General features: G+C 63.4%; 23 protein-coding genes and 1 tRNA gene. 18 read left to right on the top strand and 6 right to left on the bottom strand.

Annotation, left to right across the window (positions count from 1 at the left end):
* Nucleotides 1-187: 187 nt before the first annotated feature.
* Together GQB00_RS15990 and GQB00_RS15985 are read left to right on the top strand one after the other, a co-directional pair.
* Nucleotides 188-2,317 carry a methyl-accepting chemotaxis protein gene (locus GQB00_RS15990; RefSeq protein ID WP_165857042.1) on the top strand — a complete coding sequence of 710 codons (2,130 nt, stop codon included), beginning with the start codon at nt 188-190 and terminating at the stop codon, nt 2,315-2,317.
* 142 nt (nt 2,318-2,459) lie between these two features.
* Nucleotides 2,460-2,714: a GrxA family glutaredoxin gene (locus tag GQB00_RS15985; protein WP_111497361.1), complete on the top strand. Its 255-nt coding sequence runs from the start codon at nt 2,460-2,462 to the stop codon at nt 2,712-2,714.
* Nucleotides 2,715-2,822: 108 nt separating this feature from the next.
* Here GQB00_RS15985 and GQB00_RS15980 read toward each other — a convergent pair whose 3' ends face one another.
* Nucleotides 2,823-4,085 (bottom strand): 6-phosphofructokinase, encoded by a 1,263-nt coding sequence (locus tag GQB00_RS15980; protein WP_111497362.1) that lies wholly within the window; start codon nt 4,083-4,085, stop codon nt 2,823-2,825.
* Between the two features lie 333 nt (nt 4,086-4,418).
* Here GQB00_RS15980 and mpl point away from each other — a divergent pair, with 333 nt between their 5' ends.
* From mpl to alr, 13 genes are all read left to right on the top strand, one after another.
* A complete protein-coding gene (gene mpl / locus GQB00_RS15975; protein ID WP_165857041.1) occupies nt 4,419-5,792 on the top strand; it encodes a UDP-N-acetylmuramate:L-alanyl-gamma-D-glutamyl-meso-diaminopimelate ligase in 1,374 nt (457 codons plus the stop codon).
* Nucleotides 5,785-6,468: a flavin prenyltransferase UbiX gene (locus GQB00_RS15970; protein ID WP_207950814.1), complete on the top strand. Its 684-nt coding sequence runs from the start codon at nt 5,785-5,787 to the stop codon at nt 6,466-6,468. The genes mpl and GQB00_RS15970 overlap by 8 nt, the downstream gene beginning before the upstream one ends.
* Nucleotides 6,469-6,497: 29 nt before the next feature.
* A complete protein-coding gene (locus tag GQB00_RS15965; RefSeq protein WP_204355846.1) occupies nt 6,498-7,262 on the top strand; it encodes an ATP-binding protein in 765 nt (254 codons plus the stop codon).
* Nucleotides 7,263-7,456: 194 nt separating this feature from the next.
* Nucleotides 7,457-8,596, top strand: coding sequence for an acyl-CoA dehydrogenase family protein (locus GQB00_RS15960; RefSeq protein WP_165857040.1), 1,140 nt, complete (start codon nt 7,457-7,459; stop codon nt 8,594-8,596).
* A gap of 272 nt (nt 8,597-8,868) precedes the next feature.
* Nucleotides 8,869-8,955 (top strand) — tRNA-Leu (locus GQB00_RS15955).
* A 171-nt stretch (nt 8,956-9,126) separates the two neighbouring features.
* Entirely contained in the window at nt 9,127-11,661 is a 2,535-nt protein-coding gene (rnr, locus tag GQB00_RS15950; RefSeq protein WP_165857039.1) for a ribonuclease R, read from the top strand.
* Nucleotides 11,662-11,759: 98 nt separating this feature from the next.
* Entirely contained in the window at nt 11,760-12,494 is a 735-nt protein-coding gene (gene rlmB / locus GQB00_RS15945; RefSeq protein WP_165857038.1) for a 23S rRNA (guanosine(2251)-2'-O)-methyltransferase RlmB, read from the top strand.
* 180 nt (nt 12,495-12,674) lie between these two features.
* Nucleotides 12,675-13,091 (top strand): 30S ribosomal protein S6, encoded by a 417-nt coding sequence (gene rpsF, locus GQB00_RS15940; protein ID WP_111497369.1) that lies wholly within the window; start codon nt 12,675-12,677, stop codon nt 13,089-13,091.
* 29 nt (nt 13,092-13,120) lie between these two features.
* Nucleotides 13,121-13,351 carry a 30S ribosomal protein S18 gene (gene rpsR, locus GQB00_RS15935; RefSeq protein ID WP_111497370.1) on the top strand — a complete coding sequence of 77 codons (231 nt, stop codon included), beginning with the start codon at nt 13,121-13,123 and terminating at the stop codon, nt 13,349-13,351.
* A 21-nt stretch (nt 13,352-13,372) separates the two neighbouring features.
* Entirely contained in the window at nt 13,373-14,239 is an 867-nt protein-coding gene (locus tag GQB00_RS15930) for a hypothetical protein (RefSeq protein ID WP_165857037.1), read from the top strand.
* A 20-nt stretch (nt 14,240-14,259) separates the two neighbouring features.
* Nucleotides 14,260-14,706, top strand: a complete 447-nt coding sequence (gene rplI / locus GQB00_RS15925) for a 50S ribosomal protein L9 (protein WP_111497372.1) — start codon at nt 14,260-14,262, stop codon at nt 14,704-14,706.
* A gap of 204 nt (nt 14,707-14,910) precedes the next feature.
* Nucleotides 14,911-16,308 (top strand): replicative DNA helicase, encoded by a 1,398-nt coding sequence (dnaB, locus tag GQB00_RS15920; protein WP_111497373.1) that lies wholly within the window; start codon nt 14,911-14,913, stop codon nt 16,306-16,308.
* A gap of 11 nt (nt 16,309-16,319) precedes the next feature.
* On the top strand, nt 16,320-17,411 hold the full coding sequence (alr, locus tag GQB00_RS15915; RefSeq protein WP_165857036.1) for an alanine racemase: 1,092 nt from the start codon (nt 16,320-16,322) through the stop codon (nt 17,409-17,411).
* A gap of 83 nt (nt 17,412-17,494) precedes the next feature.
* On the opposite strand, the gene GQB00_RS15910 is transcribed toward alr, so the two are convergent.
* The gene (locus tag GQB00_RS15910; RefSeq protein ID WP_165857035.1) at nt 17,495-17,854 is read right to left on the bottom strand and encodes a hypothetical protein; all 360 of its coding nucleotides are present in this window, start codon (nt 17,852-17,854) and stop codon (nt 17,495-17,497) included.
* A 277-nt stretch (nt 17,855-18,131) separates the two neighbouring features.
* Between GQB00_RS15910 and GQB00_RS15905 the strand changes: the two genes are divergently transcribed.
* Entirely contained in the window at nt 18,132-18,995 is an 864-nt protein-coding gene (locus GQB00_RS15905) for a sugar nucleotide-binding protein (protein WP_111497376.1), read from the top strand.
* Nucleotides 18,996-19,028: 33 nt separating this feature from the next.
* On the opposite strand, the gene fnr is transcribed toward GQB00_RS15905, so the two are convergent.
* A complete protein-coding gene (gene fnr, locus GQB00_RS15900; protein ID WP_165857127.1) occupies nt 19,029-19,766 on the bottom strand; it encodes a fumarate/nitrate reduction transcriptional regulator Fnr in 738 nt (245 codons plus the stop codon).
* Nucleotides 19,767-19,895: 129 nt separating this feature from the next.
* Nucleotides 19,896-21,110, bottom strand: coding sequence for a beta-ketoacyl-ACP synthase I (gene fabB, locus GQB00_RS15895; protein WP_111497378.1), 1,215 nt, complete (start codon nt 21,108-21,110; stop codon nt 19,896-19,898).
* A gap of 430 nt (nt 21,111-21,540) precedes the next feature.
* Here fabB and GQB00_RS15890 point away from each other — a divergent pair, with 430 nt between their 5' ends.
* Together GQB00_RS15890 and GQB00_RS15885 are read left to right on the top strand one after the other, a co-directional pair.
* On the top strand, nt 21,541-23,175 hold the full coding sequence (locus GQB00_RS15890; protein WP_207950813.1) for a diguanylate cyclase: 1,635 nt from the start codon (nt 21,541-21,543) through the stop codon (nt 23,173-23,175).
* Entirely contained in the window at nt 23,165-24,019 is an 855-nt protein-coding gene (locus GQB00_RS15885; protein WP_165857034.1) for a fructosamine kinase family protein, read from the top strand. The genes GQB00_RS15890 and GQB00_RS15885 overlap by 11 nt, the downstream gene beginning before the upstream one ends.
* An 85-nt stretch (nt 24,020-24,104) precedes the next feature.
* On the opposite strand, the gene lipA is transcribed toward GQB00_RS15885, so the two are convergent.
* Together lipA and GQB00_RS15875 are read right to left on the bottom strand one after the other, a co-directional pair.
* Complete coding sequence (lipA, locus tag GQB00_RS15880; RefSeq protein ID WP_111497380.1) at nt 24,105-25,154, bottom strand: lipoyl synthase; 1,050 nt, start codon at nt 25,152-25,154, stop codon at nt 24,105-24,107.
* 150 nt (nt 25,155-25,304) lie between these two features.
* Entirely contained in the window at nt 25,305-26,174 is an 870-nt protein-coding gene (locus GQB00_RS15875) for a LysR family transcriptional regulator (RefSeq protein WP_111497381.1), read from the bottom strand.
* Nucleotides 26,175-26,202 lie beyond the last annotated feature (28 nt).

The following is a 26,202-nucleotide window of genomic DNA, read 5'->3' as shown; positions in this document are numbered from 1 at the left end:
AAACGGGAACGTCAGGGTGCGTTGGTGCCCTTCCCGAGTCAAACACGGAACGTTTGTCCCCCGGCCAGCCTGGATACGCTGCCTCCGGTCTTGCGACGCTGAACCGGGCGAGCCTGTGCGCCGCCGGAACCGATAGAACGCCTCCCGCAGCGGAGGTTGCTTTCACTGCCATCGATTCGGGATATCCATGAAAAAGCTGTCTCTGAAACTGAAACTCTATGCCCTGGTGATCGTCCTGATGCTCCTGATGGGGCTGAGCATGATCATTACGGCCCAGGTCTCACTGTCCGACATGGAGTCCCGCATCAACGACGATGCCAGCGAACTGGTCCAGAATATCGTCGTCGAGCGGCTGCGCGCCACCGCCGGTCAGTATGGCGAACAGGTGGCTGCGATCTTCAACCAGGCGTACAAGATTCCGGAAACCTTCCGTGAGGTGATCCACCGTAACGTGGAAGGTTCCGACTCCGCCCGCATGAGTCGTCGCGACCTGACGGAGACCACCGGTGCGATTCTGGAAGGTCAGCCGGAACTCAGCGCGATCTATGCCAACTTCGAGCCGGACGCCTACGACGGCCAGGATCGTTACTTCACCGGCGGCGTGGAACAGCACAGCAGCGACGAAGGCACCCTGGAGATCTACTACTACCGCGACCAGGACGGCAAGGTTGTGTTCAGCCGGGAAGAGGATCCTTCCGTCAAATACCTGGACCAACAGGACGAGTTTGGCATCCGTGAAGCCGAGTGGTACCTGTGCGCGATGGAAACCCTCAAACCGTGCACCATGGAGCCCTACAGTTACGAGATCAGCGACGGCTACTCGGAGATGATGACCAGCCTGACCATGCCGATCTTCAGCGACGGCGACTTCGGCGGTGTCGTGGGTGTGGATATCAATCTGTCTTCCATCCAGGAAACCCTGAACCAGGTCAGCCAGAAGCTCTATGACGGCGCCGCGCGCGTCACGCTGGTCAGTGAGAAGGGGCTCATCGCCGGCACCAGCGCCTATACCGACGAGCTGGGGCGCCCGCTGGCGGAAGCTTTGCCGGAGCGTGCCGACACCTATCGCAACCTGGTCAGGCGGGATACCCCGGTGTTCGACAATGGCGAGGACATCGCCGTGGCGTTCCCGATCGATATCGATGCCTCCAACACCCGCTGGTCGATGATCATCGAGCTGCCCCGCAGTGTGGCGCTGGCGGATCTCAAGACCGTGTCCGACCTGTTGGCGGATGAGGTGGACGGCACCGCCGCACGCCAGCTGACCGCCGGCATCATCGTGCTGGTTGTGGCGCTGGGGCTGCTGGTGCTCCTGGTGCGCTCGGTGACCCGTCCGCTGGACCAGATCCGTGACCGCATGAGCAATCTGGCTTCCGCCGAGGGCGACCTGACCCAGGAACTGGAAATCGATACCCACGCCGAGCTGATTGGCCTGGCGGACGGCTTCAATGCGTTCCTGGTCAAACTGCGCGATATGATCAACGACCTCAAGCGGATTAACGGCACGGTCAGTGAGCAGGCCAGTGACGTACGCCGGATCGCCGTGGAAACCGAGCAGAACACCTCGCGTCAGAACGGCGAGATCGACAGCGTGGTGACGGCGATGAACGAAATGTCCGCCGCCGCCAGTGAAGTGGCAACGTTTGCCAGCGACGCTGCCGGCAATGCGCGGGAGGCCAGCGAGGGCGTGGAGAGCACCCAGTCGACCCTGACCACCGCCGTTAACGGCGTGCAGGAGCTGGCGGCGGATATGGAAGAGGCCAGTGGTGCCATCGGCCAGGTGGCCAGCCGCAGCGACGACATCAACCGCATTCTCGAAGTGATCCGGGGCATTGCCGAGCAGACCAACCTGCTGGCGCTGAACGCCGCCATTGAGGCGGCACGGGCCGGCGAGCAGGGCCGCGGTTTTGCGGTGGTGGCCGATGAGGTTCGCACCCTGGCGTCCAAGACCCGGGAATCCACCGATGAGATCAGCGAGATGATCGAAGGGCTGCAGAACGAGGTGCAGCAGACGGTGACCGTTATCCGCGGCGGTGTCGATCGGGCCACCTCGGCCGTGGGCCGGACCCGCGAGGCGGACGAATCCCTGGCGGAAGTGGTGCGCCGCATCGCCACGATTGTGGAGCACGTGACCCAGGTGGCCACGGCAGCGGAAGAGCAGAGCTCTGTCAGCGAGGAAATCAACCGCAACCTGACCAACATCGGCGATGCCGCCAGTGACCTGCGCGATCTGGCCGAACGCGTGCGTGGCAGCGGCGAAAGTCTGGGTGACCAGGTGGTGTCTCTGGAAGATCAGCTCAATCGCCTGCATACCTGACCGTAAGCACGGCCGCGCATACGCGATTCCTATGATGGTGATTCACAGCACCAAATGGGAAAATGCGCGGCCGTCTGGCAATCTTTGCCTGTTTTTTGGTCACGCCGGTTTGCAAGGCGCTTCATTTTCAGGAGGTCCGTCCATGGATCGTATCACCATATTCGGCCGCCCCAGCTGTGGTTTCTGCGTTCGTGCCAAGCAGCTCTGTGAGGTCAAGGGCTTCGATTTCAAATTCGTCAACATGATCGAAGAGGGGGTCAGCAAGGCCGATATCGAGCAGACGATTGGCAAACCCGTCCAGACCGTTCCGCAGATTTTTATCGGCGAGACCCACGTCGGCGGTTACACCGAATTTGCCACGTACGTGCATGAGCGTGAGGCGGCGTCCCTGACCTGATCCTGTTTCCGGGTCGGTCGTCCGCGCGCGACGCTCTGCGCGAAAACAAACCGTCTGCGCACAAAAAAGCCGCTCCGTGGAGCGGCTTTCGTGTTTTTGCCGTATCGATCAGATGTCGAACTCGGTGCGCAGTTTTTTCTCCGCCAGCACGCCCTGGATATGGGCGACGCGGGGCAGGCCGTCGTCGAACGGCGGGAAGCTCTCGCCGTGGATCAGCGGTTGCAGGTATTCGCGGCAGTCCTGGGTGATGCCGAAGCCGTCGTCGGTGATGAAGTGGATCGGCATTTTCTTTTCCTGGTTGGCGACTTCGCTCAGCGGCGCCTCGCCGATGTGCCAGCGATACGGGGACGATTGCTCCCGCACGATGGTCGGCATCACCGCCTGCTTGCCGGCGACCGCCATCTCCACCGCGGCCTTGCCCACGGCGTAGGCCTGCTCCACGTCGGTCGCGGAGGCAATGTGACGCGCGGCGCGCTGCAGGTAGTCCGCCACCGCCCAGTGGTACTTGTAGCCCAGGGCCTGCTTGGTCATGTTGGCAAGTGCCGGCGCCACGCCGCCCAACTGGGTGTGGCCGAAGGCATCCTTGCTGCCGGCGTCGGCCAGGAATCGGCCGTCTTCATATTGGGCCCCCTCGGAGGCGACCACCACGCAGTAGCCGTAGTTCTCCACGCAGTGTTCGACGCGCTTGAGGAAGGCGTCACGGTCGAACGGTACTTCCGGGAACAGGATGATGTGCGGCGCGTCCCCTTCTTTTTGGCCCGCCAGGCCACCGGCGGCCGCGATCCAGCCGGCGTGACGGCCCATGACTTCCAGGATGAACACCTTGGTGGAGGATTCGCACATGGACTTGATGTCCAGGCTCGCTTCCAGGGTGGAGGTGGCGATGTATTTGGCCACCGAGCCAAAGCCCGGGCAGCAGTCGGTGAACGGCAGGTCGTTATCGACGGTCTTGGGAACGCCGATGCAGGTAATCGGATAACCCATGCGTTCGGCCAGCTGGGATACCTTGAACGCGGTATCCTGGGAATCGCCACCGCCGTTGTAGAAGAAATAGCCGATGTTGTGAGCCTGGAACACCTCGATCAGGCGCTCGTACTCGCGCTTGTTCTCGCTGAAATTCTTCAGCTTGTAGCGGCAGGAACCGAAAGCACCGCCCGGGGTGTGCATGAGGGCGGCGATGGATTCGTCGCTTTCCTCGTTGGTGTCAATCAGCTCTTCCCTGAGAGCCCCGATGATGCCGTTGCGTCCGGCGTAAACCGTACCGATCGCTTCCGGGTGCTTGCGGGCGGTCTGGATCACACCACAGGCACTGGCGTTGATCACGGCGGTGACACCGCCAGACTGGGCGTAAAACGCATTCTTGATGGCCATGGTTCCTGGCGCCTCCTGCAGATTGGGTCATTTGGGGCGGATTGCTCACTCCGCGCGAATGATACGTGAAACCCGGGGTGTTTTCATGACGGTCTCGTAGGGAGTTTCCCGCCTGTTTGGCGGCCATGCCACGTGCCCGGGCGTCCTGCCGACGGGATGGCTTGACGGCGGCGGGTGGATGCTGGACGCTTCAACCTTTGATTGGGTGCCGGCAGACGCGCACGCAGGTTGTTGATCATCGACGTTCGGGCCATGAAAGCCCGCACGACGAATGCTCTGACTACTCAGTGTAGCGGACTGACGGCAACGCCCCGGACCAGCTTCAGGAAACCTATGCACATTCATATCCTCGGTATCTGCGGCACCTTTATGGGCAGCCTCGCGGTCCTCGCCCGGGAAGCCGGGCACACGGTTACCGGTTCCGACCAGGGCGTCTATCCGCCCATGAGCACTCAGTTGGAGGCCCAGGGCATCCGGTTGATGGAAGGCTACTCGCCGGACAACCTCAAACCGGCCCCGGACCTGGTGCTGATCGGCAACGCCATGTCGCGCGGCAATCCGGAGGTGGAAGCGGTGCTCAACCGGGGCATCGACTACATGTCCGGCCCTGAGTGGCTGACCCGCGAGGTGCTGCGCAAGCGCTGGGTGCTGGCGGTGGCCGGCACCCACGGCAAGACCACCACCACGTCGATGCTGCTGTACGTCCTCGATCAGGCCGGTTTCGATCCGGGGTACCTGGTGGGTGGCGTGCCGCAGGATTTTTCCGTCTCCGCCCGACTGGGCGGCAGTGATTTCTTCGTGATCGAGGCCGACGAGTACGACAGCGCCTTTTTCGACAAGCGCTCCAAGTTCGTCCACTACCGGCCCAACACCCTGATCCTCAATAACCTGGAGTTCGACCACGCCGACATCTTCGACAGCGTCGAGGCGATCGAGCGCCAGTTTCATCACCTGGTACGCACCGTGCCGTCCAACGGCCAGATCATCCGGCCGGCGCGCGATACCCACCTCGATGCGGCCCTGGCCATGGGGTGCTGGAGTTCGCTGCAGACCACGGCCATCGACGGCGAGGCGGATCAGGCCAACTGGCGCGCCGAGCTGCTGGCGGACGACGGCAGCGAATTCGTGGTGGTGCACCACGAGCAGCCCGTGGGGACCGTGAAGTGGGCCCTGACCGGTCTGCACAACGTACGCAACGCCCTGGCCGCCATTGCCGCTGCCCGCCACGTGGGCGTCACCCCGGATCATGCCATTGCCGCGCTGAACCGCTTCTCCGGCGTCAAGCGTCGGATGGAGCTGCTGGCCGACGTGCACGGTGTGCGCGTCTACGACGATTTCGCCCACCACCCGACGGCCATCGCCAGCACCCTGGATGGCCTGCGCAACAAGGTCGGCGACGAGCCCATCGTGGCCCTGATCGAGCCCCGCTCGAACACCATGCAGCAGGGCGTGCACCGGGACACGCTGCTGCCCAGCGCGGAGCAGGCGGACCGGGTAATCTGGGCTAACCTCAGTGACATGGACTGGCTGCGCGAGCTGGTGCCGGCGGACGACGCCCGGCACGTAACCGACACCACCCTGGACGGCCTGATTGACGCGGTGCTCGATAACCTGCCGGCGCCCGCTCACGTGGTGGTGATGAGCAACGGCGGATTTGGCGGCATCCATGGCCGACTGATCGACAGACTGGAGCGGCATTTTGACTGAAGGCAAGGCAGCGGATTCTCCAACCTCCCGGCCCACTGTTAATCTGGCGTTTACCGGGGCTTCCGGTGCCCAGTACGGGCTGCGTCTCCTGCAGTGTCTGCTGGCCGCCGGCTGCCGGGTGCATGTGATGATCAGCAAGGCGGCCCAGGTGGTCATCGCCACCGAAACCGAGCTGAGCCTGCCCGGCTCGCCGGACGCGATGCAGGCGTATCTGGCCGGGACGTTCGATGCCGAGCCGGATCAGTTGCTGGTGTTCGGGCGTGAAGACTGGTTCGCGCCGCCGGCGTCGGGCTCGGGCAGCCGCGACCCGCTGGTGATCTGCCCCTGCAGCACCGGCACCCTGTCGGCGCTGGCCACCGGTGCCAGCAACAACCTGATCGAGCGGGCCGGCGACGTAGCCCTGAAGGAGCGCCGTCCGCTGATCCTGGTGCCGCGCGAGGCGCCGTTCTCGGAAGTGCATCTGGAGAACATGCTGCGGCTGACCCGCATGGGCGCGGTGATCATGCCCGCCAGCCCCGGTTTCTACCACCGCCCGCAATCGGTGGCCGACCTGGTGGACTTCATCGTGGCGCGACTGCTCGACCACCTGGGGCTGCCGCAGGACCTGATGCCCCGCTGGGGCGAGGATCGGGTGACCCGGAAGCTGGCGGGTAAAACGGACAACGGACGCCCGTAACCGGCGTCGACGCAGGAATCGAAAGCATCATGAGTATCGATTGGCAAACCACGCCGGCGGCCATCTGGCGCCGGCACCGTCAGGCTTTGCGTGCCGTTCGGGCGATTGACCCGGTGCGGCTGGACGAACTGCTGGAAGTCGACCGCCAGAAGCAGTCGCTGGTCACCAATACCGAGCGCTTCCTCGATGGCCTGCCGGCCAACAACGCGCTGCTGTGGGGTGCCCGGGGGACGGGCAAGTCGTCGCTGATCAAGGCGATTCTCAACACCTATTTCGAGCGCGGCTTGCGCATTGTGGAAGTCGATCGCGACGACCTGCTGTACCTCCCGGAAATCGTCGACGACCTGCGCGACCTGGACTACCGCTTCATTATCTTCTCCGACGACCTGTCGTTCGAGCGGGGCGAGGGCACCTACAAGGCGTTGAAGAGCGTGATGGAGGGTTCCATCGAGAGCCCGCCGGACAACATCAAGGTCTACGCCACCTCCAACCGCCGCCACCTGATGCCGGAATACATGAAGGACAACCAGCAGGCGGAAGTGGTCGACGGTGAGCTGCATCCCGGCGAGGCGATCGAGGAGCAGGTGTCCCTGTCGGATCGCTTTGGTCTGTGGCTGTCCTTTTACCCGTTCAACCAGGACGAGTACCTGCATCTGGTGGACGCGCTGTTCCCGCACGTGGAAGACCGGGAGGAGCTGCACCGGCTGGCGATCCGCTTCGCCCTGGGCAAGGGCGGCCGCAGCGGGCGGGCGGCCCGGCACTTCTACAACACCTATTCCGACTATTTCGGTTAACGGGGTTCCGGCGTGGCCGCGCAACGGCGGCCCCGGCATCCTGATCCCTTTCGCGGCGCCTCCCTGGCGCCGCGGTTGTTTTCGCCATCTGGAATGATGCTTTTCATCATTGAGCGCTGCCCCGGCGCGACGGAGACTGATCCGCAAGGGTCACAACAACAAGACACCACAACGAGACAGCACAGGGGATAAGCATGATTCCACGCACGTTATTCGACTCCGATCTGGAGGGCTTCCGGGACTCGGTCCGCAAATTCCTGCAGCAGGAGGCGGTGCCGTATCACGCGCAATGGGAGAAAGACGGCCAGGTCAGCCGTGAGATCTGGCGCAAGGCCGGCGAGCTGGGCTTCCTGTGCCCCTGCCTGCCGGAAGAGTACGGCGGTGTCGGCGCCGATTTCCGCTACAGCGCGGTGATCATGGAGGAGATCGTGCGGGCCACCACATCGGGCCTGGGCTGGGCGCTGCATTCGGACATCGTCTCGCCCTACATCCTGCATTACGGCACCGATGAACAGAAGCGGACCTACCTGCCCAAACTGGCCAGCGGTGAGATGATCGGCGCCATCGCCATGACCGAACCCGGCGCCGGTTCCGACCTGCAGGGCGTCAAGACCAGCGCCATCCGTGACGGCGACCACTACGTCCTGAACGGCTCCAAGACCTTCATTACCAATGGCCAGATGGCGGACCTGGTGATCGTGGTGGCCAAGACCGATCCGAAGGAAGGCGCCAAGGGCACCAGTCTGTTGCTCGTGGAAACCGCCTGGGAGGGCTTCGAGCGTGGCCAGAACCTGGAGAAGGTGGGGCTCAAGGCCCAGGACACCTCGGAGCTGTTCTTCCAGGACGTCAAGGTGCCGGTCGGCAACCTGTTGGGCAGCGGCGAAGGGCAGGGGTTCATGCAACTGATGCAGGAGCTGCCCGCCGAGCGCCTGCAGGTGGCTCTGACCGCGGTGGCCGCCGCCGAAGCCGCCTGGGACTGGACCCGCGACTACGTCAAAGAGCGCAAGGCCTTCGGTAAACCGGTGATCGGCTTCCAGAACACCCGCTTCAAACTGGCGGAAATGAAGGCGGACATCACCGCGGCCCGGGTGTTCGTGGACCGCTGCCTGGAGCTGCACCTGGAGAAGAAGCTTGATGTGCCCACCGCCGCGATGCTCAAGCAGTGGACCACGGACCTGCAGTGCCGCGTGATGGACGAATGCGTCCAGTTGCACGGCGGCTACGGCTATATGTGGGAATACCCGATCGCCCGGGCCTGGGCCGATTCCCGCGTGCAGCGCATCTACGCCGGCACCAACGAGATCATGAAGGAGATCGTGGGGCGTACCTTCTAGTTCGTCGCTGTGAGAAGTTAGCCGTCGTGAGTAGCCGCGTTCCGTCCGGCGGTGTTGTGCCTGGCCGGGGGGCAAGCTCTCCGGTCGGGGACATGGGGCCTCAGAAAGAATTTTTCGGTTTTCCGAATTTTTTTGGAAAAAAGGTTTGACAGGGCAAGGGGGAATTATTAAAGTACGCGCCACTGGTGAGGGACATCCCACACCGACAGCAGAAAGCCAAGTAAATCATGAGCCTGCAAGGCCAAGGTTGAAAGGCGGAATGCAAGTCATCTGCCGAGGTGGCGAAATTGGTAGACGCGCTAGCTTCAGGTGCTAGTGGGGGCAACCCCGTGGAGGTTCAAGTCCTCTCCTCGGCACCACTTCTTTCCCCAGGAAGTGGCATCGAATATTCCCCGTCATTGTTTAAGTCTGTTAACTCCCGTTTTTTAGGTTTCTCCGTTGGCGCGGGTTATACTTCGGCCACATCCAATCCGCAGTCAGTCCCTTTTATTTCTGATTTTTCTGGCTGCCGGCATTAAGGCATTCATTTAATGGTTTCAAAGAAAAGAACGAAGAACGATCCTCACGCCGAACGTGAGGCACAAAAGTATGATAATCCGGTGCAGAGCCGCGAATACATCCTCGAACACCTGCGTCAGCGCGGCGCTCCCGCCACTCATCCCACCCTGTGCGAAGAACTGGGCCAGACCAGCGAGGAAGGCATCGAAGCCATCCGCCGCCGGCTGATCGCCATGTGCCGCGACGGTCAGTTGATCTGCAACCGGCGCAACGCCTACCTGCCGCTTGAAGAAGCGGACCTGATTTCCGGCCGGGTGCAGGGGCATCGTGACGGTTTCGGTTTCCTAGTGCCCGACGACGGCAGCAGCGATCTGTTCCTCAGTGCCCGGCAGATGCGCCAGGTGTTCCACGGTGACCGGGTCGCCGCGCGGGTCGATCACGTCGATGAGCGTGGCCGTCGTGAAGGTCGGGTGGTCGAGGTGCTGGAGCACGGCACCGAGCAGATTGTCGGTCGCCTGTTCCGTGAAAGCGGCATTGCGTTTGTGGTGCCCGAGAATCCGCGGGTCAGCCACGATGTGCTGGTGGCCGAAGAGGATTGCGGCAGTGCCCGCCACGGCCAGTACGTGGTGGTGGACGTAGTGCGACAGCCGACTCTGCGCACCAAGGCGACCGGTCGCGTCGTCGAGGTTCTGGGGGATCACATGGCGCCGGGCATGGAGATCGCGGTGGCGATCCGATCCCACGATATTCCGCACGCCTGGCCGTCCGACGTGGGCAAGCAGGCGGCGGCGATTCCCGAAGTGGTCACCGAGCCGGACAAGCAGAACCGGGTCGACCTGCGCGACCTGCCGCTGGTCACCATCGACGGCGAGGACGCCCGCGACTTCGACGACGCCATCTTCTGCGAACGTCGTCCGCGCGGCGGGTTCCGGCTGCTGGTGGCGATTGCCGACGTATCCCATTACGTGCGGCCCGGCACGCCGCTGGACGAGGAGGCCCTGTCCCGCGGGAACTCGGTGTACTTCCCGGATCATGTGGTGCCGATGCTGCCGGAGAAGCTCTCCAACGGCCTGTGCTCGCTGAATCCGGAAGTCGACCGGTTGTGCCTGGTGGCGGATATGACCATCAGTGCCAACGGGCGCATCGGCAGCTACACCTTCTACCAGGCTGTCATGCATTCCAAGGCACGGCTGACCTACACCTCGGTCAGCGACATGCTGGAGCGTCCGGAGTCGGGCCTTGGTCGCAAGCTGCGTTCCAAGTACGCGCACGTGGCGCCGAACCTGGATGATCTGTACGCCCTCTACAAGGTGTTGCGCGCGGCCCGGACCGAGCGCGGTGCCATCGATTTCGAGACCACCGAGACCCGCATCATCTTCGACGCGTCCCGCAAGATCGAAGAGATCGTGCCGGTCACGCGTAACGACGCCCACAAGATCGTCGAGGAGTGCATGCTGTGCGCCAACGTCGCCACCGCGCGCTTCCTCAAGCGTCACAAGGTGCCAGCGCTGTACCGGGTGCACGACGGGCCGGCGGAAGAGCGCCTGTCGGCACTGCGGTTGTTCCTGGCGGAGCTGGGGCTGCAACTGGGCGGCGGTGAGAAGCCGACCTCGGCCGATTTTCAGGCGCTGTTGGAACAGGTCCGGGATCGGCCCGATGCCAGCGTGATCCAGATGGTCATGCTGCGCAGCTTGAGTCAGGCGGTCTACAGTCCGGATGAGAGTGGTCACTTCGGCCTGGGTTTTGCCAGCTACGCCCATTTCACCTCGCCCATCCGGCGCTACCCGGATTTGATCGTGCACCGGGCCATCAAATCGATCATCCACGGCCAGGCTGATACTGGCACCGTGGTCCAGCCGGATGAGCGGGACCAGGAACTGGCGGTGTACCCCTACGACCATGCACGCATGGTCCAGCTTGGTGAGCATTGCTCCATGACCGAGCGCCGTGCCGACGACGCCACCCGCGACGTGATGGCATGGCTCAAGTGCGAATACCTCAAGGAGCACGTGGGCGAAGAGTTCGACGGCGTGATCGCCTCGGTCGTGCCGTTCGGCTTTTTTGTGGAGCTGGAAGGCATCTTTATCGAGGGGCTGGTGCATGTCTCCACCCTCAGCGGCGATTACTTCCACCACGATGCGGCCAAACACCGGCTGGTGGGGGAGCGTACCGCCATCAGCTTCCGTCTGGGGGATGCCGTGCGGGTCCAGGTCGTGCGTGTCGGCCTGGAAGATCGCAAGATCGACCTGGAGTTGATGAGCAAACCGCAACGCCGCAAGGCGGATCGGGATGCGCTGCCCGAGCGGGGCGGTCGCCAGGACAAGGGCGGCGATGCCGGCAAGGGGCGCGACAAGGGCAAAGGCAAGCGCGATGGCGGGCGTAAATCCTCGCGTCGCGGCAAATCGCCGAAGTCCGGTTCCGGCAAGCCGATGAGCGCCAAGGAAATGCTGGCCCAGGAAGCGGCGCGGGAGGCGGAGAAGACGTCCTCCAAACCCGGTGGCCGGAAATCTCCGTCCGCCAAAAAGCCCGCCAAAGCGCGAAGCAAGAAGAAGTCCGGCGGTCAGTAACGCCCGGAATGACATAACGGGCTCGCCGCCGCCCATGGCGGGCAGCCCGTGGCCGGTCGGCGGTTGAAAGCAGGTTGTCAGCAGAAAGGGTTTGATCAGTGGCGCAGGAATTCGTATTTGGTTGGCACGCCGTGGATGCCGTGCTCAAGCGTGAGCCGGCAAGGTTGCAGCAGGTCTGGATCCAGACCGGCCGGCAGGACAAGCGGGCCCAGGGCATTGTCCAGGCGTTGGACGAGCTGGGCGTGCGCTGGCAGGAAGTGCATCGCCGCGAGCTGGACAGTCGGGTGGATGGTGTGCACCAGGGTATCGTCGCGCAGGTGGCGGCATCGAAGGAGTGGCAGGAGGACGATCTGCTGGCAGCGCTGTCCGGCTGGGACGCGCCGTTCCTGCTGATCCTCGACGGCGTCACCGACCCACACAATCTGGGGGCCTGCCTGCGCAGCGCCGATGCGGCCGGCGTCCAGGCGGTGGTGGTGCCCAAGGACAAGTCGGCGTCCCTCAACCCCACCGTGCGCAAGGTGGCCTGTGGTGCCGCCGAATCCGTGCCGCTGGTGCGGGTCACCAACCTGGCGCGCTTCATGCGTTCCCTGCAGGATGCGGGCGTGTGGCTGATCGGCACCGCGGGAGAAGCGCGGGCGACGGTCTACCAGGCGGATTTCCGCGGTTCGGTGGCGCTGGTGATGGGCGCCGAGGGCAAGGGCATGCGCCGGCTGACCCGTGAACACTGCGACAGCCTGATCCACATCCCCATGCACGGCCAGGTAGACAGCCTCAACGTGTCCGTCGCCACGGGCGTCTGCCTATACGAAGCGGTGCGCCAGCGGCTGGCGTAACTGCTTGCAATATAACCAACGCTTGCCTAGAATACGCCACCCCCTAAACCGGGGGCGGTGTCCTTTTGTCTGGCGTCAGCCCGACAAGCCCGATACCGGATCAAAATTGGTACTCGATACCAGCTCCTTGCTTCTTTCAGGTTGACCTGGGAGAGGCTGTATAAACCGTAGGGAGAACTCATGCGTCACTACGAAATCGTCATCATGGTACACCCGGATCAGAGCGAGCAGGTGCCCGCGATGATCGAGCGTTATACCAACACCATCACCGAAGCCGGTGGTGCTGTACACCGTCTTGAAGACTGGGGCCGCCGTCACCTGGCTTACCCGATCAACAAGATCCACAAGGCTCACTACGTTCTGTTCAACGTTGAATGTTCACAGGACGTGCTCGACGAGCTGACTCACAACTTCCGTTTCAACGATGCGATCATCCGCGATCTGGTTATCCGTCGTGACGACGCCGATACCGATCCGTCGCCGATGAAGGCCTCCGAAAATCGCGAAGAGCGCCGTTCCGGTGGCGACGACCGTCCGCGTCGTTCCGAATCCGGCGAGCGCCGCCCGGCTACTGAAGCCAAGAGCGAAGAAGCTTAATCCATCACCGGTTGTTGAGGAGTTAAATCATGGCTCGTTTTTTCAGACGTCGTAAGTTCTGCCGCTTCACGGCAGAAGGTGTCAAGGAGATCGATTACAAGGATCTGGACACCCTGAAAAGCTACATCACTGAAACTGGCAAGATCGTGCCCAGCCGTATCACCGGCACCAAGGCACGCTATCAGCGTCAGCTGGCTACCGCGATCAAACGTGCGCGCTACCTGGCCCTGCTGCCGTATTCCGATAGCCACGACAAATAAGCGGTAACAGGACTCGGGACCATGCGTGCATTGGCACAGTTTGCGATGCGCGGTCCCCTGCAGGCGAGTGGGGTTGCGGCGGTTGCCACCGCGGTTCCCCTTCTTTTCTGGATTGGAGCGGCCGTTGTTGGCCTGGTCATTCTCCGACTGGGCATTTCCCAGGGACTCAATGTCGGGCTCTGGGCGCTGCTGCCGGCTCTGGGCTGGAGCTGGTTGGGCAATGACCCGACCGCTCTGTTCGTCTTGATCCAAGTGGTGCTGATGGTGTCTGTATTGCGCCTCAGCGTCTCCTGGGAAAAGACGCTGCTGACCGGAAGCGGTCTGGCACTGGCAACCGGTGTGTTGCTGCCGGCCCTGTTTCCGCAGCTGCTCAATGACCTGGTGGCCACGGGTGTTGCGTTTTACCAGCAATACAACCCGGAGGTCGCCGGCGAATTGGGTGGACGGCTCGAAAGCGTCGTCGCCCAGGTCATGAGCGCCAGCATGGCAGGCACTTACCTGCTGATTGCCGTCGCTGTGGCTCTGTTGGCGCGAAGCTGGCAGTCGGGACTCTACAACCCGGGCGGTTTCCGGGCGGAGTTCCACGGACTGCGTCTGAGCCGTCCGGTTGCCGTGTTGTGCGTAGCGGTCATGTTCGGCGCACCGCTGCTGGGGCTGAATTCGGTCCTGGTGGGCTGGGCCGCCGCGGTACCGCTGATGATTGCGGGCCTGGCCCTGATTCACGGCATGATTGGCGCGCGGAAAATGAGTATCCAGTGGCTGGTGTTGTTCTACATTGCCCTGGTGCTGCTGAGCCCGAGTCTGATGTTACTGTTGCTGATTTTGGCGTTTGTGGATAGCTGGCTGGATTTCAGGGGGCGCTTCAATCCCTCTGGGCCGGCAGAATAAAGCATGAAGAGGTTAACGAGATGGAAGTTATTCTGCTCGAGAAAGTCGCAAACCTGGGCTCCCTGGGAGACAAGGTAAAAGTTAAGGCGGGTTACGGTCGTAACTTCCTGCTGCCGTTCGGCAAGGCAGTTCCCGCGACCGAAACCAATATCAAGGAATTTGAAGCGCGTCGCGCCGAGCTGGAAAAAGCCGCCAACGAGCGTCTGGCAGCTGCCCAGGCTCGCGCCGAGAAGCTGGAAGGCCAGTCCTTCACCATCGCCTCCAAGGCGGGTGACGAAGGCAAGCTGTTCGGCTCCATCGGTGTTCGCGATATCGCCGATGCGGTCAGCACTGGCGGTACCGAAGTCGAGAAGAGCGAAGTTCGTATGCCGGAAGGCCCGATCCGTGCGATCGGCGAATTCGACATCGAACTGCAGCTGCACACCGACGTCACTGTTGAAGTGAAAGTTGCTGTTGTAGCTGAGTGATCGGGGCAGCCAACGGGTCCTCCGGGCCTGGTGGCGGCCGGCATGGCTGAATAACGGCCGTGCCAAGGGCCCGGCGGACATCCCTGTCTGCCGGGCCTTTTTTGTTGGTTCGTGTGGCTTGTGAAGGTACCGGTGCCCGGTTATCTTAGGACGTTCCGGCGACACGACCCCATTTTGGATCCTGTCTTTCAATACGCGGTAAGCATGGCCAATCCCATCGAAAAAGCGACTGTCCAGGACGCCGATACCTCCCGTATCAAGGTGCCTCCCCATTCCCTGGAAGCCGAGCAGGCGGTGCTTGGCGGTCTCATGCTGGACAACAGCAAGTGGGACGCCGTTTCCGAAGTGATCGCCGCTGCCGACTTCTATCGTCAGGATCACCGGCTGATTTTCGGCGCCATCGAACGGCTGGCCGGCGAGGGCGAACCCCTCGACGTGGTCACCCTCAGCGAATTCCTGGAGCGTGCCGGCGACATTGAGGACGCCGGTGGCCTGACCTATCTGGCCGAGCTGGCGGAGAAGACGCCCGGCGCCTCCAACATCAAGGCGTACGCCAACATCGTGCGTGAGCGGGCGGTGCTGCGCCGCCTGATCGAAGTGTCGGGCGAGATCGCCGACTCCGCTTTCAATCCCCTGGGCCGCACCAGTGACGAACTCCTGGACGAAGCTGAACGCAACGTTTTCCAGATCGCCGAGTCACGCTCGAAAGAGGGCAGCGGTCCCCAGTCGATCAACCCGATCCTGACCAAGGCGCTGGGCCGGATCGAGGAGCTGTTCGAGTCCGGTGACGCGATCACCGGTATCACCACGGGCTTTTCCGATCTGGACGAATGGACGTCGGGGATGCAGCCGTCCGACCTGATCATCATCGCCGGCCGGCCGTCCATGGGTAAGACCACGTTTTCCATGAACGTGGTGGAGAACGCGTTGCTGGGCAGTGAGAAGCCGGCCCTGGTATTCAGTATGGAGATGCCCGCCGACGCCATCGTGATGCGGATGCTGTCCTCCCTGGGCCGCATCGACCAGACCCGCATGCGCAGTGGCCGGCTGGAGGAAGACGACTGGCCCCGGCTGACCTCGGCGGTCAGCCTGCTCAAGGACAAGCCGCTCTATATCGACGACACGCCGGGCCTGAGTCCCACGGAAATGCGCTCGCGGGCGCGTCGGGTAGCACGGGAGAACAACGGCGAAATCGGTCTGATCATGGTCGACTACCTCCAGTTGATGCGGGTGCCGGGTAACACCGAAGGCCGGACGGCGGAGATCTCCGAGATCTCGCGTTCCCTGAAGGCGCTGGCCAAGGAACTGCAGTGTCCGGTGGTGGCGTTGTCCCAGCTCAACCGAAGCCTGGAGCAGCGCCCCAACAAGCGACCGGTCAACTCGGATCTGCGGGAATCCGGTGCGATCGAGCAGGACGCCGACGTCATCATGTTCATCTACCGGGACGAGGTCTACAACGAGGACACCCCGGACAAGGGTATCGCCGAGATCATCATCGGTAAGCAGCGGAACGGTCCCATCGGCACCGTGCGGCTGGCGTTCCTGGGCAAGTACACCAAGTTTGAAGATCTGGCCCACGGCGATTACGGCGGCGATTACTAGGAGACGGCTGGATGGGACGGCACACCCGCGCACGTATCGATCTGGCGGCCCTGCGCCACAACTACACGCTGGCCGGTCGTTTGGCCGGCGATGCCCAAGCCATGGCGGTGGTCAAGGCCGATGGCTATGGTCACGGACTGGAGCAGGTCGCCTCGGCCCTTGAGGGCATGGCGAAGCGCTACGCGGTGGCAACGCTGGAGGAGGCGGAGCGGCTGCGTGAGGCCGGCATCCAGCAACCGGTGGTGCTGCTGCAGGGTTTCCACGACGACGCCGATGTGGCTACATGCCACGCCCTCGGGCTGGAGCCGGTGATTCACAGCGATCACCAGATCGACGCCCTGGCGGACAGCGGATCGACCGTCACCGTCTGGCTCAAGGTCAACACCGGCATGAACCGGTTGGGATTCGAGCCGGGCGACGTGGACGACCGGGTGCGTCGCCTGCGCGGGCTGGATGGCGTTACTCTCAGGGGCATGGTTACCCACTATGCCTGCGCCGATGACCGCAACGACGGGATGACGGCACACCAGAACGCGCTCTTCACGGACCTGGCAGCGCGCTATCCCGAGCTGGCGTTCAGTGCCGCGAACTCCGCCGGTCATTTCCGGCCGGAAGCCCCACGTTTCCATTGGACCCGTCCCGGCATCATGCTTTATGGCGCCACACCGATGATCGAGGAAAGCGCGGCCGAACTGGGCCTGCGCGCGGTGATGACGCTGGAATCGCGGCTCACCGCCGTGCGCACCCTGGCGCCGGGCGAGGCGGTGGGCTATGGCGCAAGCTGGCGCGCCGAGCGGCCCACGCCCATGGGCATCGTGGCCATTGGTTACGGCGACGGCTACCCGCGTCATGCGCCTACCGGAACGCCGGTATGGGTGGCGGGTGCCCGGGTTTGCACGCTGGGCCGGGTTTCCATGGACATGCTGGCGGTGGACCTGTCCGCAGCGCCCCAGGCGCGGCCGGGCGACCGGGTGGAGTTGTGGGGCGCCCGCGTGCCTGTGGACGAAGTGGCGCAGCGGGCCGGCACCATCGGCTACGAGCTGTTGACCGGCGTTACCGCCCGGGTGCCGCGGGTCTACGAGAACCCGGTGGTCTCTGGTTAACGCCTCTGATTAACGCCCGAGTCACCTCGGGCTTCCGGAGCGCGCAAGGACGGTTCAGGCGCGATCAGGGCTCCCTGGGGACGTCAGGCGGTCTCTTCCGGCTCGCAGATGATTTCCTCGATGAAGTCGAGGATGGAGGCCAGGCTGCGATCGTCCAGCTTCTTCAGGACCTTGTGGATCACCATCTTGCTGCCCTTGAGCATGCTGCCGATGCCCATCTTCGCCATGCCCATCAGCATGCTGCTGGCACGCAGGCGGCGCAGCGGCTCCAGGAAAAAGAAATCCAGGCCTTCCTCGGTCAGCTCGACAATCAGATTGTAGAGTTCGTCGATAGCGGCCTTGTCCGCCTTGCCCCGGGCTCGCAACTCCTCGACGGTGAGCAGGGCCTTGTTACGCAGGGCATCGGGAATGGGCGCGACGATGTGACTTTGCTGTTTGAGCATGGGCGTTCCTGTGGTTGAGAGGGATCCGGCGCGGTGATTATGACGCGGGTTCCTTACAATCGTGTTTGATACCGCAGGTGCAGCTATCCCGGCTGACGGGTGATGCGCAACGGCGGCTGATGGCTTATTCTATCGGGACCCGGCGACGCGCCATTGGCTGCAGCCCGGCGGTCGTCTGTCACTCATGCCATCGGGTCATTGAGTCCGCGACCCCGTTGGTGGCATGCTCTGGTCAGTCGCCCCGAATTGATGAATTGCACGGAGAGTTCAGACCCGCGTGAATGTTCTGGTTGTACACGATTACGGCCCGCTTGGCCGACTGGTGCTCGAAGCCCTCAGGGGCACGCATCTGTCCATACGCCCGCTACTGATCAACAGTCCGGACGACGTGGATGCCGCGGCACTGGATGACTGGATTCCCGCGGAAACCGACCTGATCGTCAACACCCTCTGGCATAACGATCCGGAAGCCGCCGAATCGGACCCGGAAACCATTCGCCAGTGGACCTTTTCCATTCCCATGGCCCTTGCGGAACACGCTCGCGCCCACAGGATGGCCCTGCTGCAACTCACCACCTGCTACGTCTTCGACGGCCGCAAGCAAAGCGCCTACATCACCTCCAATCCGGGCCAGCCGTTCAGCCAGCTGGGCAACTGGCAGTGGGAATGTGAGCAGGGGTTGCGTACGCTGCTGCCGCATCACCTGATCCTGCGCACTGGCTGGAGCCTGGAGCGCTTTATCCGCAAGATTACCGCCTCCGCCGAAGGGGCCACGCAACTGGAGCTGTCCAGCCGCCACAGAGGCCAGCCGGTCGCGCTCAAGGACCTGGCACGCGTGATTCGCGCGTTGGTGCTGCAGATCGACTGCGGGGCCGAGGTCTGGGGCACGTACCAGTACGCCGGCGCCGAGGAAATCAGTCAGTACGAGTTGGGGCTGGAGATTGTTAACGCGTTGCCGGAACTGGAGTCCGTGCACGTGGTGGACAAAATTCCCGACTGGGCGCGACTGGAGCCGCAAAACACCACTCTGGGTTGCATCAAGATCCGCAATACCTTTGGCATTAAGCAGCAGCCCTGGCGCACGCGCCTGAAAGAGGAGGCATCGCTGCTGGCCGGAAGCACCGAAGCGGCGCTGCCGTAAACGATTCGAGGCAGGAGCGAGCGGCGCGGCGGCTTACTGAGCGCCGCCGTGGGCAATGGCCTGAATGCCTGCAATATCGAGCAGGCTGACTTCCCGGCCGTGGGATTCGATCAGCCCCTGGCGGTGAAAGCGCGTCATCACCCGGCTCACCGTTTCCACGGCCAGTCCCAGGTAATTGGCGATATCGTGCCGCGGCATCGGCAGCGAGAGCTGTGTGGCGGACAGCCGGCGCCGGCTGAAGCGCGAAGACAGCGACAGCAGCAGCGATGCGATTCGCTCCTCGGCGGAGTTCTTGCTCAGCAACAGCGACAGGTTCTGGCCGTTCTTGATCTCCCGGCTCATCAACTGGAAGAAGTGGTGCTGCAGCGATGGAATGCGGGCGGCCAGCTCTTCCATCTTATCGAAGGGAATCTCGCACAGGCTGCTGCGTTCCAGCGCCTTGGCCGAGCAGGAATAACCGTCCTCAGTCATGCTGTCCAGACCGATGATCTCACCGGGCAGGTAGAAGCCGGTGATCTGCTCTTCGCCGGAGCCCGAGATGATGTAGGTCTTCACGGCACCGCTGCGCACCGCAAAGCAGGAGCGAAAGGGATCGCGCTGGCGGAACACATGCTTGCCCCGGTCGATGGCGCGGCCTTGCTGGACGATGTCCTCCAGGCGTTCGATTTCCGTATCGCTCACCGCCAGCGGGAGGCAAAGGTTGCTGAGGCTGCAGTGCTGGCAGCCGGATTTGAGTGCCGAGGCGCGCAGTGTGGAGATGCGTTCGCCCATATGGATAACCTTACCCTGATTCCTTGTCACCGTTCCCACCTTAATCGCGACGGGAGCCTTTGCCAACCTTACGGATGCGCCTGGACAAGGGGGCAGGGCGGGAGTGGCTCCCGCCCCATGTTACCCGGTTCAGTCCTGGAAGCGCTGGAAAACCAGCGAGGCGTTGGTGCCGCCGAATCCAAAGCTGTTGGACATGACCCGATCCAGATGCGCCGACTTTGCATCAGGGCCGACAATCGGCATATGAGCAATTTCCGCATCCGGTGAGTGGTAGTTGGCGGTGCCGGCGATGTAGCCGTTCTGCAGCATCAGCAGCGAGTAGATCGCCTCATGCACGCCGGCTGCGCCCAGGGAATGGCCGGACAGGGACTTGGTGGAGGAGATGGCCGGGATGTGCTCACCGAAGGTGTTGCGCACCGCCTTCATCTCCGCCACATCGCCGACCGGCGTACTGGTGCCGTGGGCGTTGATGTAGTCGATCTTGCCGTCGACGGTGGCCATCGCCTGGTTCATGCAGCGCTGGGCGCCTTCGCCGGAGGGCGCGACCATGTCGTAGCCGTCGCTGGTGGCGCCGTAGCCGACCAGTTCGGCAATGATGTTGGCGCCACGCTTTTTGGCGTGCTCCAGCTCCTCGACCACCAGCATGCCGCCGCCGCCGGCGATGATGAAGCCGTCACGACCGCTGTCGAACGGCCGCGAGGCGGTTTCCGGAGCGTCGTTGTACTTGGTGGACAGGGCGCCCATGGCGTCGAACAGCATGGTCAGGGTCCAGTCCTCTTCCTCGCCGCCGCCGGCGAAGACGATGTCCTGCTTGCCCGCCTGGATCTGTTCCATGGCGTGGCCGATGCAGTGGGCGCTGGTCGCGCAGGCGGAGGACATGGAGTAGTTCACACCACGGATCTTGTAGGCGGTGGCCAGGCACGCGGACACGGTGCTGGTCATGATGCGCGGGACCATGTACGGTCCGATGCGCTTGACGCCGCGCTCGCGCATGATGTCCACCGCTTCCACCTGGCTGGAGCAGGAGGCCCCGCCGGAACCGGCGATCAGGCCGGTGCGGTCGCTGGAAATCAGGCTCTCGTCGAGCTGGGCGGATGCAATCGCCTCCTGCATGGCCAGGTAGCTGTACATGGCCGACTGGCCCATGAAGCGGCGGACTTTGCGATCGATCACCGACGTATCGACGTCGACCGACCCGGAAACCTGGCTGCGGAAGCCCTGGTCCCGATAGGTTTCGTTGAAGCGAATACCGGAACGGCCCGACTTCAGGCTGGCGTTCACGTCTTCAATGCTGTTGCCCAGGCAGGACACGATGCCCATACCGGTGATCACAACACGTCTCATTGCAGTCTCCATCCTGACGTGGCATGTAATAGGGGATATCGACCATTCTAGGCCCTATGCCGGTCCCGACGGAATGTGACCTTGGTCGAGCGCATGGTGCCGGCGGGCTGGCGGTGTCGCCCGGTTTGGCTAGACTATTCTGGCAATAGCCCGGCCATGTCCTGTCTGTGGCCGGGAAGGTATGAGCCCGGGACCGTCCACCCGTGACATTTCACCTCCGTGAGATTTCACGCTGTGTGGCGCACACCGGATGATTGAGCGCGAGGTGTTTCGCCCCAGCATGTTGTATGTCGTCAGCTTGTGGTCCGGCAGATGCGCCTGGATCGTGTTGTGCGTGTTGGGCCTGCTGGCTCCGACTGTGGCGGCGCCGGCGAACGAGGCGGCGATAGAAATCGGTTCGCTCCATGACCAACTGGTCCGTGCCCCCGCGATGTTTCAGCGAGCGTCGACGGACCGGCCCCTCGCGCAGCTTTCCCCCGATGCGTACCAACCACTGACGGACGAAGACGTCAACCAGGGCATCAGCGACCAGGCCTTCTGGATCCGCTTGCGACTGCGCAACAGCAGCGATCGACCGGTGCGTTGGGTGCTCAGCCATGAAACCACCTACCTGGACCGGTTGACGGTTCACTGGTCGGACAACGGCGGGCCCCGCCAGGTGCGGGCGCTGACCGACCGCGCGGTTTTTGCCAACCGGAGTGAAGCCTACCGTACGTTGGCCTTCGCACACGCCACGCCCGCCGCCGGATACACCGATCTGATCCTGCGCCTGAGCAACGACAAGCCCGACAGCGTCAGCCTCAACCTGCACCTGGCCGAAGCCTCGGTTTTCGCCGCCCAGTCCCGTCAGACCTATGCCGTCTACGGTCTCTACTACGGCGCCCTGCTGGTGTTGGTCTTCGTCTCGCTGGCGGCGGCCTGGATGCTGCGCCAGTGGGTCTATTTCCACTACGCGTTGTTCCTGGTGGCCAGCGGCCTGATGTGGGCGCTGCTGAATGGGCTGGCCTACCAGTACCTGTGGCCGCAGGCGGTGTTCTGGCACAACGAGGGGTTTCACATCCTCTACCTGCTTATGGCGGCGGCTGCGTTCCAGTTTTCCCGTAGCTTCCTGTTTACCCGCCAGGGCTTCCCATGGATCGACCGCCTCATTCGCGTCGGACAGGCCGTTATGCTGGCGGGCGTGGTCCTGCGCTTTGCCGGTGTCTACCTGCCGGTTCTGGTGTTGTCCTATGTCTCCCTTGTGTCGTTGGTGCTGTTGGCGCCGCTGGGTTTCATGGCTTATCGTCGGGGGCAGGTTTATGCTCGCTGGTACGCCCTGGCCTGGGTGATTTACGGGGTGGGGCTGACGCTCAGCGTGATCAGTGCGTCCACCCGCTGGCTGCCCTGGGGCATGGAGTCCCTGGCTTTCGCCCAGGCGGCGGGGGTGCTTGAGGCACTGTTGCTGCTGGTGGCGCTGGGCGAGCGGCTCAGCGGCTGGGATCGGGACCGCCGACTGGCCCTGCGCCTGGCGCAACAGGACCCGCTGACCGGGCTGACCAATCGGCGCGGTCTGGTGCCGGCCTACGAGGCGTTCCGGGAACGCTACGCGCAGACGCGGGTTCCGGTGTACCTGATCCTGATCGACCTGGACTACTTCAAGAACGTGAACGACACCTACGGCCATGAGGCCGGGGATCGAGTGCTGGTGGCGCTGGCGAGTTTGATGTCCCGGGTGAGCCGGCCGGCGGACGTGTGCATCCGTTATGGCGGGGAGGAGTTCGTCATCCTGCTGCAGGCGCCGTCAGAAGACGTGGCGCAGGACATCGCCGAGCGCATGCGGCAGGACTTTGCCGGGCAACCCACCGGACACGGCGGCTGTACGATCCAGCATACCCTGACGGCGGGGCTGTCACCGGTATTTTCCGCCAACGGCCAGCTGTCGCTGAAGCAGGCGTTGCAGCAGGCGGACCAGGCGCTCTACCAGGCCAAGCGTGCGGGGCGCAATCAATGCCGGGCATACCGCCCGGCTGCGCAGGCGCTCCCGCGCCCAACCCGAAGTGAACGAGGCGTACACGATGTCGATTGACCCGATTCTCGATACCTTGCTGCAACAGGCCGGCCTGCCCGAGGCGGCCAATCTGCAGGGACTCGGTGGCGGCTGTATCAACGATGCCTTTCGCGTCCCCCTGGTGGACGACACCACGGTGTTCCTCAAACGGCACCGTTCGCCGCCGACCGGCTTTTTCGAGGCCGAAGCGGCCGGTCTGGCGGCCATGCTGGCCAGCGATTCGGTGCGAGTGCCCCGGGTGCTGGCGGTCGCCGAGGAAGGGCTGCTGCTGGAGTGGCTGTCCGGCTCACCGGGCCCCGGCTTTGCCGAGGAACTGGGGGCGCAACTGGCTGGAATGCACCGGACGACCGACACGGCTTTCGGCTTTTCCTGCGATAACTTCTGCGGACTGACGCCCCAGCCCAACCCGCGGATGGCCGACGGTCATGCCTTCTTCGGCGAGGCGCGCCTGCTGCACCAGGGCCGTCTGGCGCGGGATCAGGGGCTGCTCGGGAGCGCTGATATGACGTCGCTGGAACGGATCGCCGCGCGCCTGCCGGAGTGGATCCCGGTGCAACCGGCCAGCCTGATCCACGGCGACCTCTGGGGCGGCAACGTCCACGCCGGACCCGATGGCGAACCGGTGCTGATCGATCCGGCGGCGCATTACGGCTGGGCGGAAGCCGACTTGGCCATGACCACGCTGTTCGGCCGTCAGCCAACAGCGTTTTACGAAGCCTACGCGGCGCACTCGGAACTGGCGCCGGACTGGGAAGAGCGGATTCCCCTGTACAACCTCTATCACCTGCTTAACCACCTCAATCTGTTCGGTGGTGGCTACGCGGGATCGGTCCGTGCTGTCCTGAAGCGGTTTGGCAGCTAGCCGAGCGACGTCTCCGACTTAAAACGCAGAAAGCCAGCGCATGAGCGCTGGCTTTCCTGTACGGGGACGGGGCTGACGGCGTTGCCTATTCAACGGCCTTGAGCGGAATCAGGTTGTCGTCTTTCGGCTCACGGGTTTCCGGTACTGCGGGCATGGCCAGGCCCAGGTTGTTCTGCTCGAACACCCGGTCGGCGCGGTAGCTGGAGCGGACCATGGGGCCGGACGGCACTTCCATGAAGCCTTTCTCCAGGCCGATCTCCCGATAGCGGTTGAACTCCTCCGGCGTGACGTAGCGCTCCACCGGCAGATGGTTCGGGGTGGGGCGCAGGTACTGGCCGATGGTCAGGATATCCACACCCACGGCGCGCAGGTCGTCCATGGTTTGCAGGATTTCCTCTTCGGTTTCTCCCAGGCCGACCATGATGCTGGTTTTGGTGAGCACGTCCGGGCGGTGTTTCTTGGCGTGCTCCAGCACCTTCAGGGTTTTCTGGTAGCCGGCGCGCGGATCGCGCACGTAGTGGGTCAGGCGCTCGACGGTTTCCACGTTCTGGGCGAACACGTCCAGGCCGGAGTCCACCACTTTCTCCACATAGGCGTCGACGGCATCGAAATCCGGCGTCAGCGCTTCCACCGCCACCTGCGGTGTGCGCGCCTTGATGGCGCTGACACAGGCCGCATAGTGAGCGGCGCCACCGTCTTCCAGATCGTCCCGGTCGACCGATGTCAGCACGATGTAGCGCAGGCCCATCAGCTCTACGGACTTGGCGGTGTTTTCCGGTTCGTCCTGGTCCAGCCAACCTTTGGGGTTACCCGTGTCCACCGCGCAGAACTTGCAGGCGCGGGTACAGACCGAGCCCATCACCATGATGGTGGCGGTGCCGTTGTTCCAGCATTCCCCGATGTTGGGGCAGTGGGATTCCTGGCACACCGTACTCAGCCGGTGTTCCTTGACGTTGCGCTGCACCGCATCGAAACGCTCGCCGCCGGGCATTCGCGCCCGTAACCAGCTGGGCTTGCGCGAGACCGGAGTCTCGGCGTTGGAAGAGCGTTTGATGCCGTCCTTGATGGCCGAGAATCCCTGTTCGCTGCGGTACTTGGAACCACTGGAAATGCGGTTGCTGGCGCCATCAGTCATGAAAAATGCTGCTCACTACAGGAAATGGGGGAGAAAAGATCAGGGTAAATGCTAAAGAATGCACAACAGGCATACAAGCAGTATAAGCCCTATGTCCCATATAGAACACCGGTATGAGCCGCCTCGGTCAAGGCGGCCAGCGGAGCCGGCCTATACCGGCATCACCCAGGGCGACATGCCGTCGCGAATCACCCGGCGCAGGCCCACCATGCCGCGGCCAATGGCATCCGCCGGTTCGCTTTCCGTGGTCACCATGTAGGACGGGTAGGGGAAGGCCGGCGCGTTGGGCACCCGGAACAGCCGCCCCTCGTCCAGCAGGCCGCGGATGGCACGCTCGCGGAAGTAGCCGGCGCCGCCGGCGGACAGGATGTAACTCAGACCCAGCGGTCCCACGCCGACGAAGATTCCTGAACGCTTGAGGTTGGGGAAGGCCTGGTCGTGATGGGCCGAGAACTCCGGCCCCCAGTCGACGTAGACATAGTGTTCGTTCTCGGCGGTGAAGCCGGAGGGGTCGGTGGTCACCATGATCAGCCGTTCTTCCTCCAGCATCTCCACCACCAGTCCGGGGTGGTACAGCGGCGAATAGACCACGGCGATATCGAGGATGCCCCGTTCCACCTTGCCGATCAGGCTGGCGGAATCCCCCACCTCGGTGCGCACGGCCACCTCCGGGCAGTTCTTGCGCATCCACACCAGCCAGTTCAGTAACAGGGGATTCCACAGACTCAGCTCACCGCCGACCGACAGCACGTGTTCGTGTTCGGTGGACACGTTGACGTCGTGCCGGGCCCGCTCCCACACCTGCAGGATCGACATGGCCGAGGGCATGAAGCGGTCTCCCTGGGGCGTCAGGCTGGCGCCGTGGCGGCCCCGCACGAACAGCGACTGGCCCAGCTGGCTTTCCAGCGAGCGGATGCGGGCGGTCACTGTGGTCTGGGAAATACTCAGCCGATCGGCGGCTTTAATGAAACTTCCGGTCTCCGCGACGACCAAAAACGTACGGGCCAGTTCTGTATCCATAATTGAATCCGAAAGTTCAATCAAAAAT

The sequence above is a fragment of the Marinobacter sp. JSM 1782161 genome, assembly GCF_011421605.1.
In the GTDB taxonomy this organism is placed as follows: domain Bacteria; phylum Pseudomonadota; class Gammaproteobacteria; order Pseudomonadales; family Oleiphilaceae; genus Marinobacter_A; species Marinobacter_A bohaiensis.
Note: the sequence above shows the minus strand (reverse complement) of the source record. Positions and strands in the feature narration are given on the sequence as shown.

What these genes read in the sequence shown, in the direction of transcription:
- GQB00_RS15990 (WP_165857042.1), top strand. Translation starts at nt 188, where the DNA reads ATGAAAAAGCTGTCTCTGAAACTGAAACTCTATGCCCTGGTGATCGTC.
- GQB00_RS15985 (WP_111497361.1), top strand. Translation starts at nt 2,460, where the DNA reads ATGGATCGTATCACCATATTCGGCCGCCCCAGCTGTGGTTTCTGCGTT.
- GQB00_RS15980 (WP_111497362.1), bottom strand. Translation starts at nt 4,085, where the DNA reads ATGGCCATCAAGAATGCGTTTTACGCCCAGTCTGGCGGTGTCACCGCC.
- mpl (WP_165857041.1), top strand. Translation starts at nt 4,419, where the DNA reads ATGCACATTCATATCCTCGGTATCTGCGGCACCTTTATGGGCAGCCTC.
- GQB00_RS15965 (WP_204355846.1), top strand. Translation starts at nt 6,498, where the DNA reads ATGAGTATCGATTGGCAAACCACGCCGGCGGCCATCTGGCGCCGGCAC.
- GQB00_RS15960 (WP_165857040.1), top strand. Translation starts at nt 7,457, where the DNA reads ATGATTCCACGCACGTTATTCGACTCCGATCTGGAGGGCTTCCGGGAC.
- rnr (WP_165857039.1), top strand. Translation starts at nt 9,127, where the DNA reads ATGGTTTCAAAGAAAAGAACGAAGAACGATCCTCACGCCGAACGTGAG.
- rpsF (WP_111497369.1), top strand. Translation starts at nt 12,675, where the DNA reads ATGCGTCACTACGAAATCGTCATCATGGTACACCCGGATCAGAGCGAG.
- rpsR (WP_111497370.1), top strand. Translation starts at nt 13,121, where the DNA reads ATGGCTCGTTTTTTCAGACGTCGTAAGTTCTGCCGCTTCACGGCAGAA.
- GQB00_RS15930 (WP_165857037.1), top strand. Translation starts at nt 13,373, where the DNA reads ATGCGTGCATTGGCACAGTTTGCGATGCGCGGTCCCCTGCAGGCGAGT.
- rplI (WP_111497372.1), top strand. Translation starts at nt 14,260, where the DNA reads ATGGAAGTTATTCTGCTCGAGAAAGTCGCAAACCTGGGCTCCCTGGGA.
- dnaB (WP_111497373.1), top strand. Translation starts at nt 14,911, where the DNA reads ATGGCCAATCCCATCGAAAAAGCGACTGTCCAGGACGCCGATACCTCC.
- alr (WP_165857036.1), top strand. Translation starts at nt 16,320, where the DNA reads ATGGGACGGCACACCCGCGCACGTATCGATCTGGCGGCCCTGCGCCAC.
- GQB00_RS15910 (WP_165857035.1), bottom strand. Translation starts at nt 17,854, where the DNA reads ATGCTCAAACAGCAAAGTCACATCGTCGCGCCCATTCCCGATGCCCTG.
- fnr (WP_165857127.1), bottom strand. Translation starts at nt 19,766, where the DNA reads ATGGGCGAACGCATCTCCACACTGCGCGCCTCGGCACTCAAATCCGGC.
- fabB (WP_111497378.1), bottom strand. Translation starts at nt 21,110, where the DNA reads ATGAGACGTGTTGTGATCACCGGTATGGGCATCGTGTCCTGCCTGGGC.
- GQB00_RS15890 (WP_207950813.1), top strand. Translation starts at nt 21,541, where the DNA reads ATGTTTCAGCGAGCGTCGACGGACCGGCCCCTCGCGCAGCTTTCCCCC.
- GQB00_RS15885 (WP_165857034.1), top strand. Translation starts at nt 23,165, where the DNA reads ATGTCGATTGACCCGATTCTCGATACCTTGCTGCAACAGGCCGGCCTG.
- lipA (WP_111497380.1), bottom strand. Translation starts at nt 25,154, where the DNA reads ATGACTGATGGCGCCAGCAACCGCATTTCCAGTGGTTCCAAGTACCGC.
- GQB00_RS15875 (WP_111497381.1), bottom strand. Translation starts at nt 26,174, where the DNA reads ATGGATACAGAACTGGCCCGTACGTTTTTGGTCGTCGCGGAGACCGGA.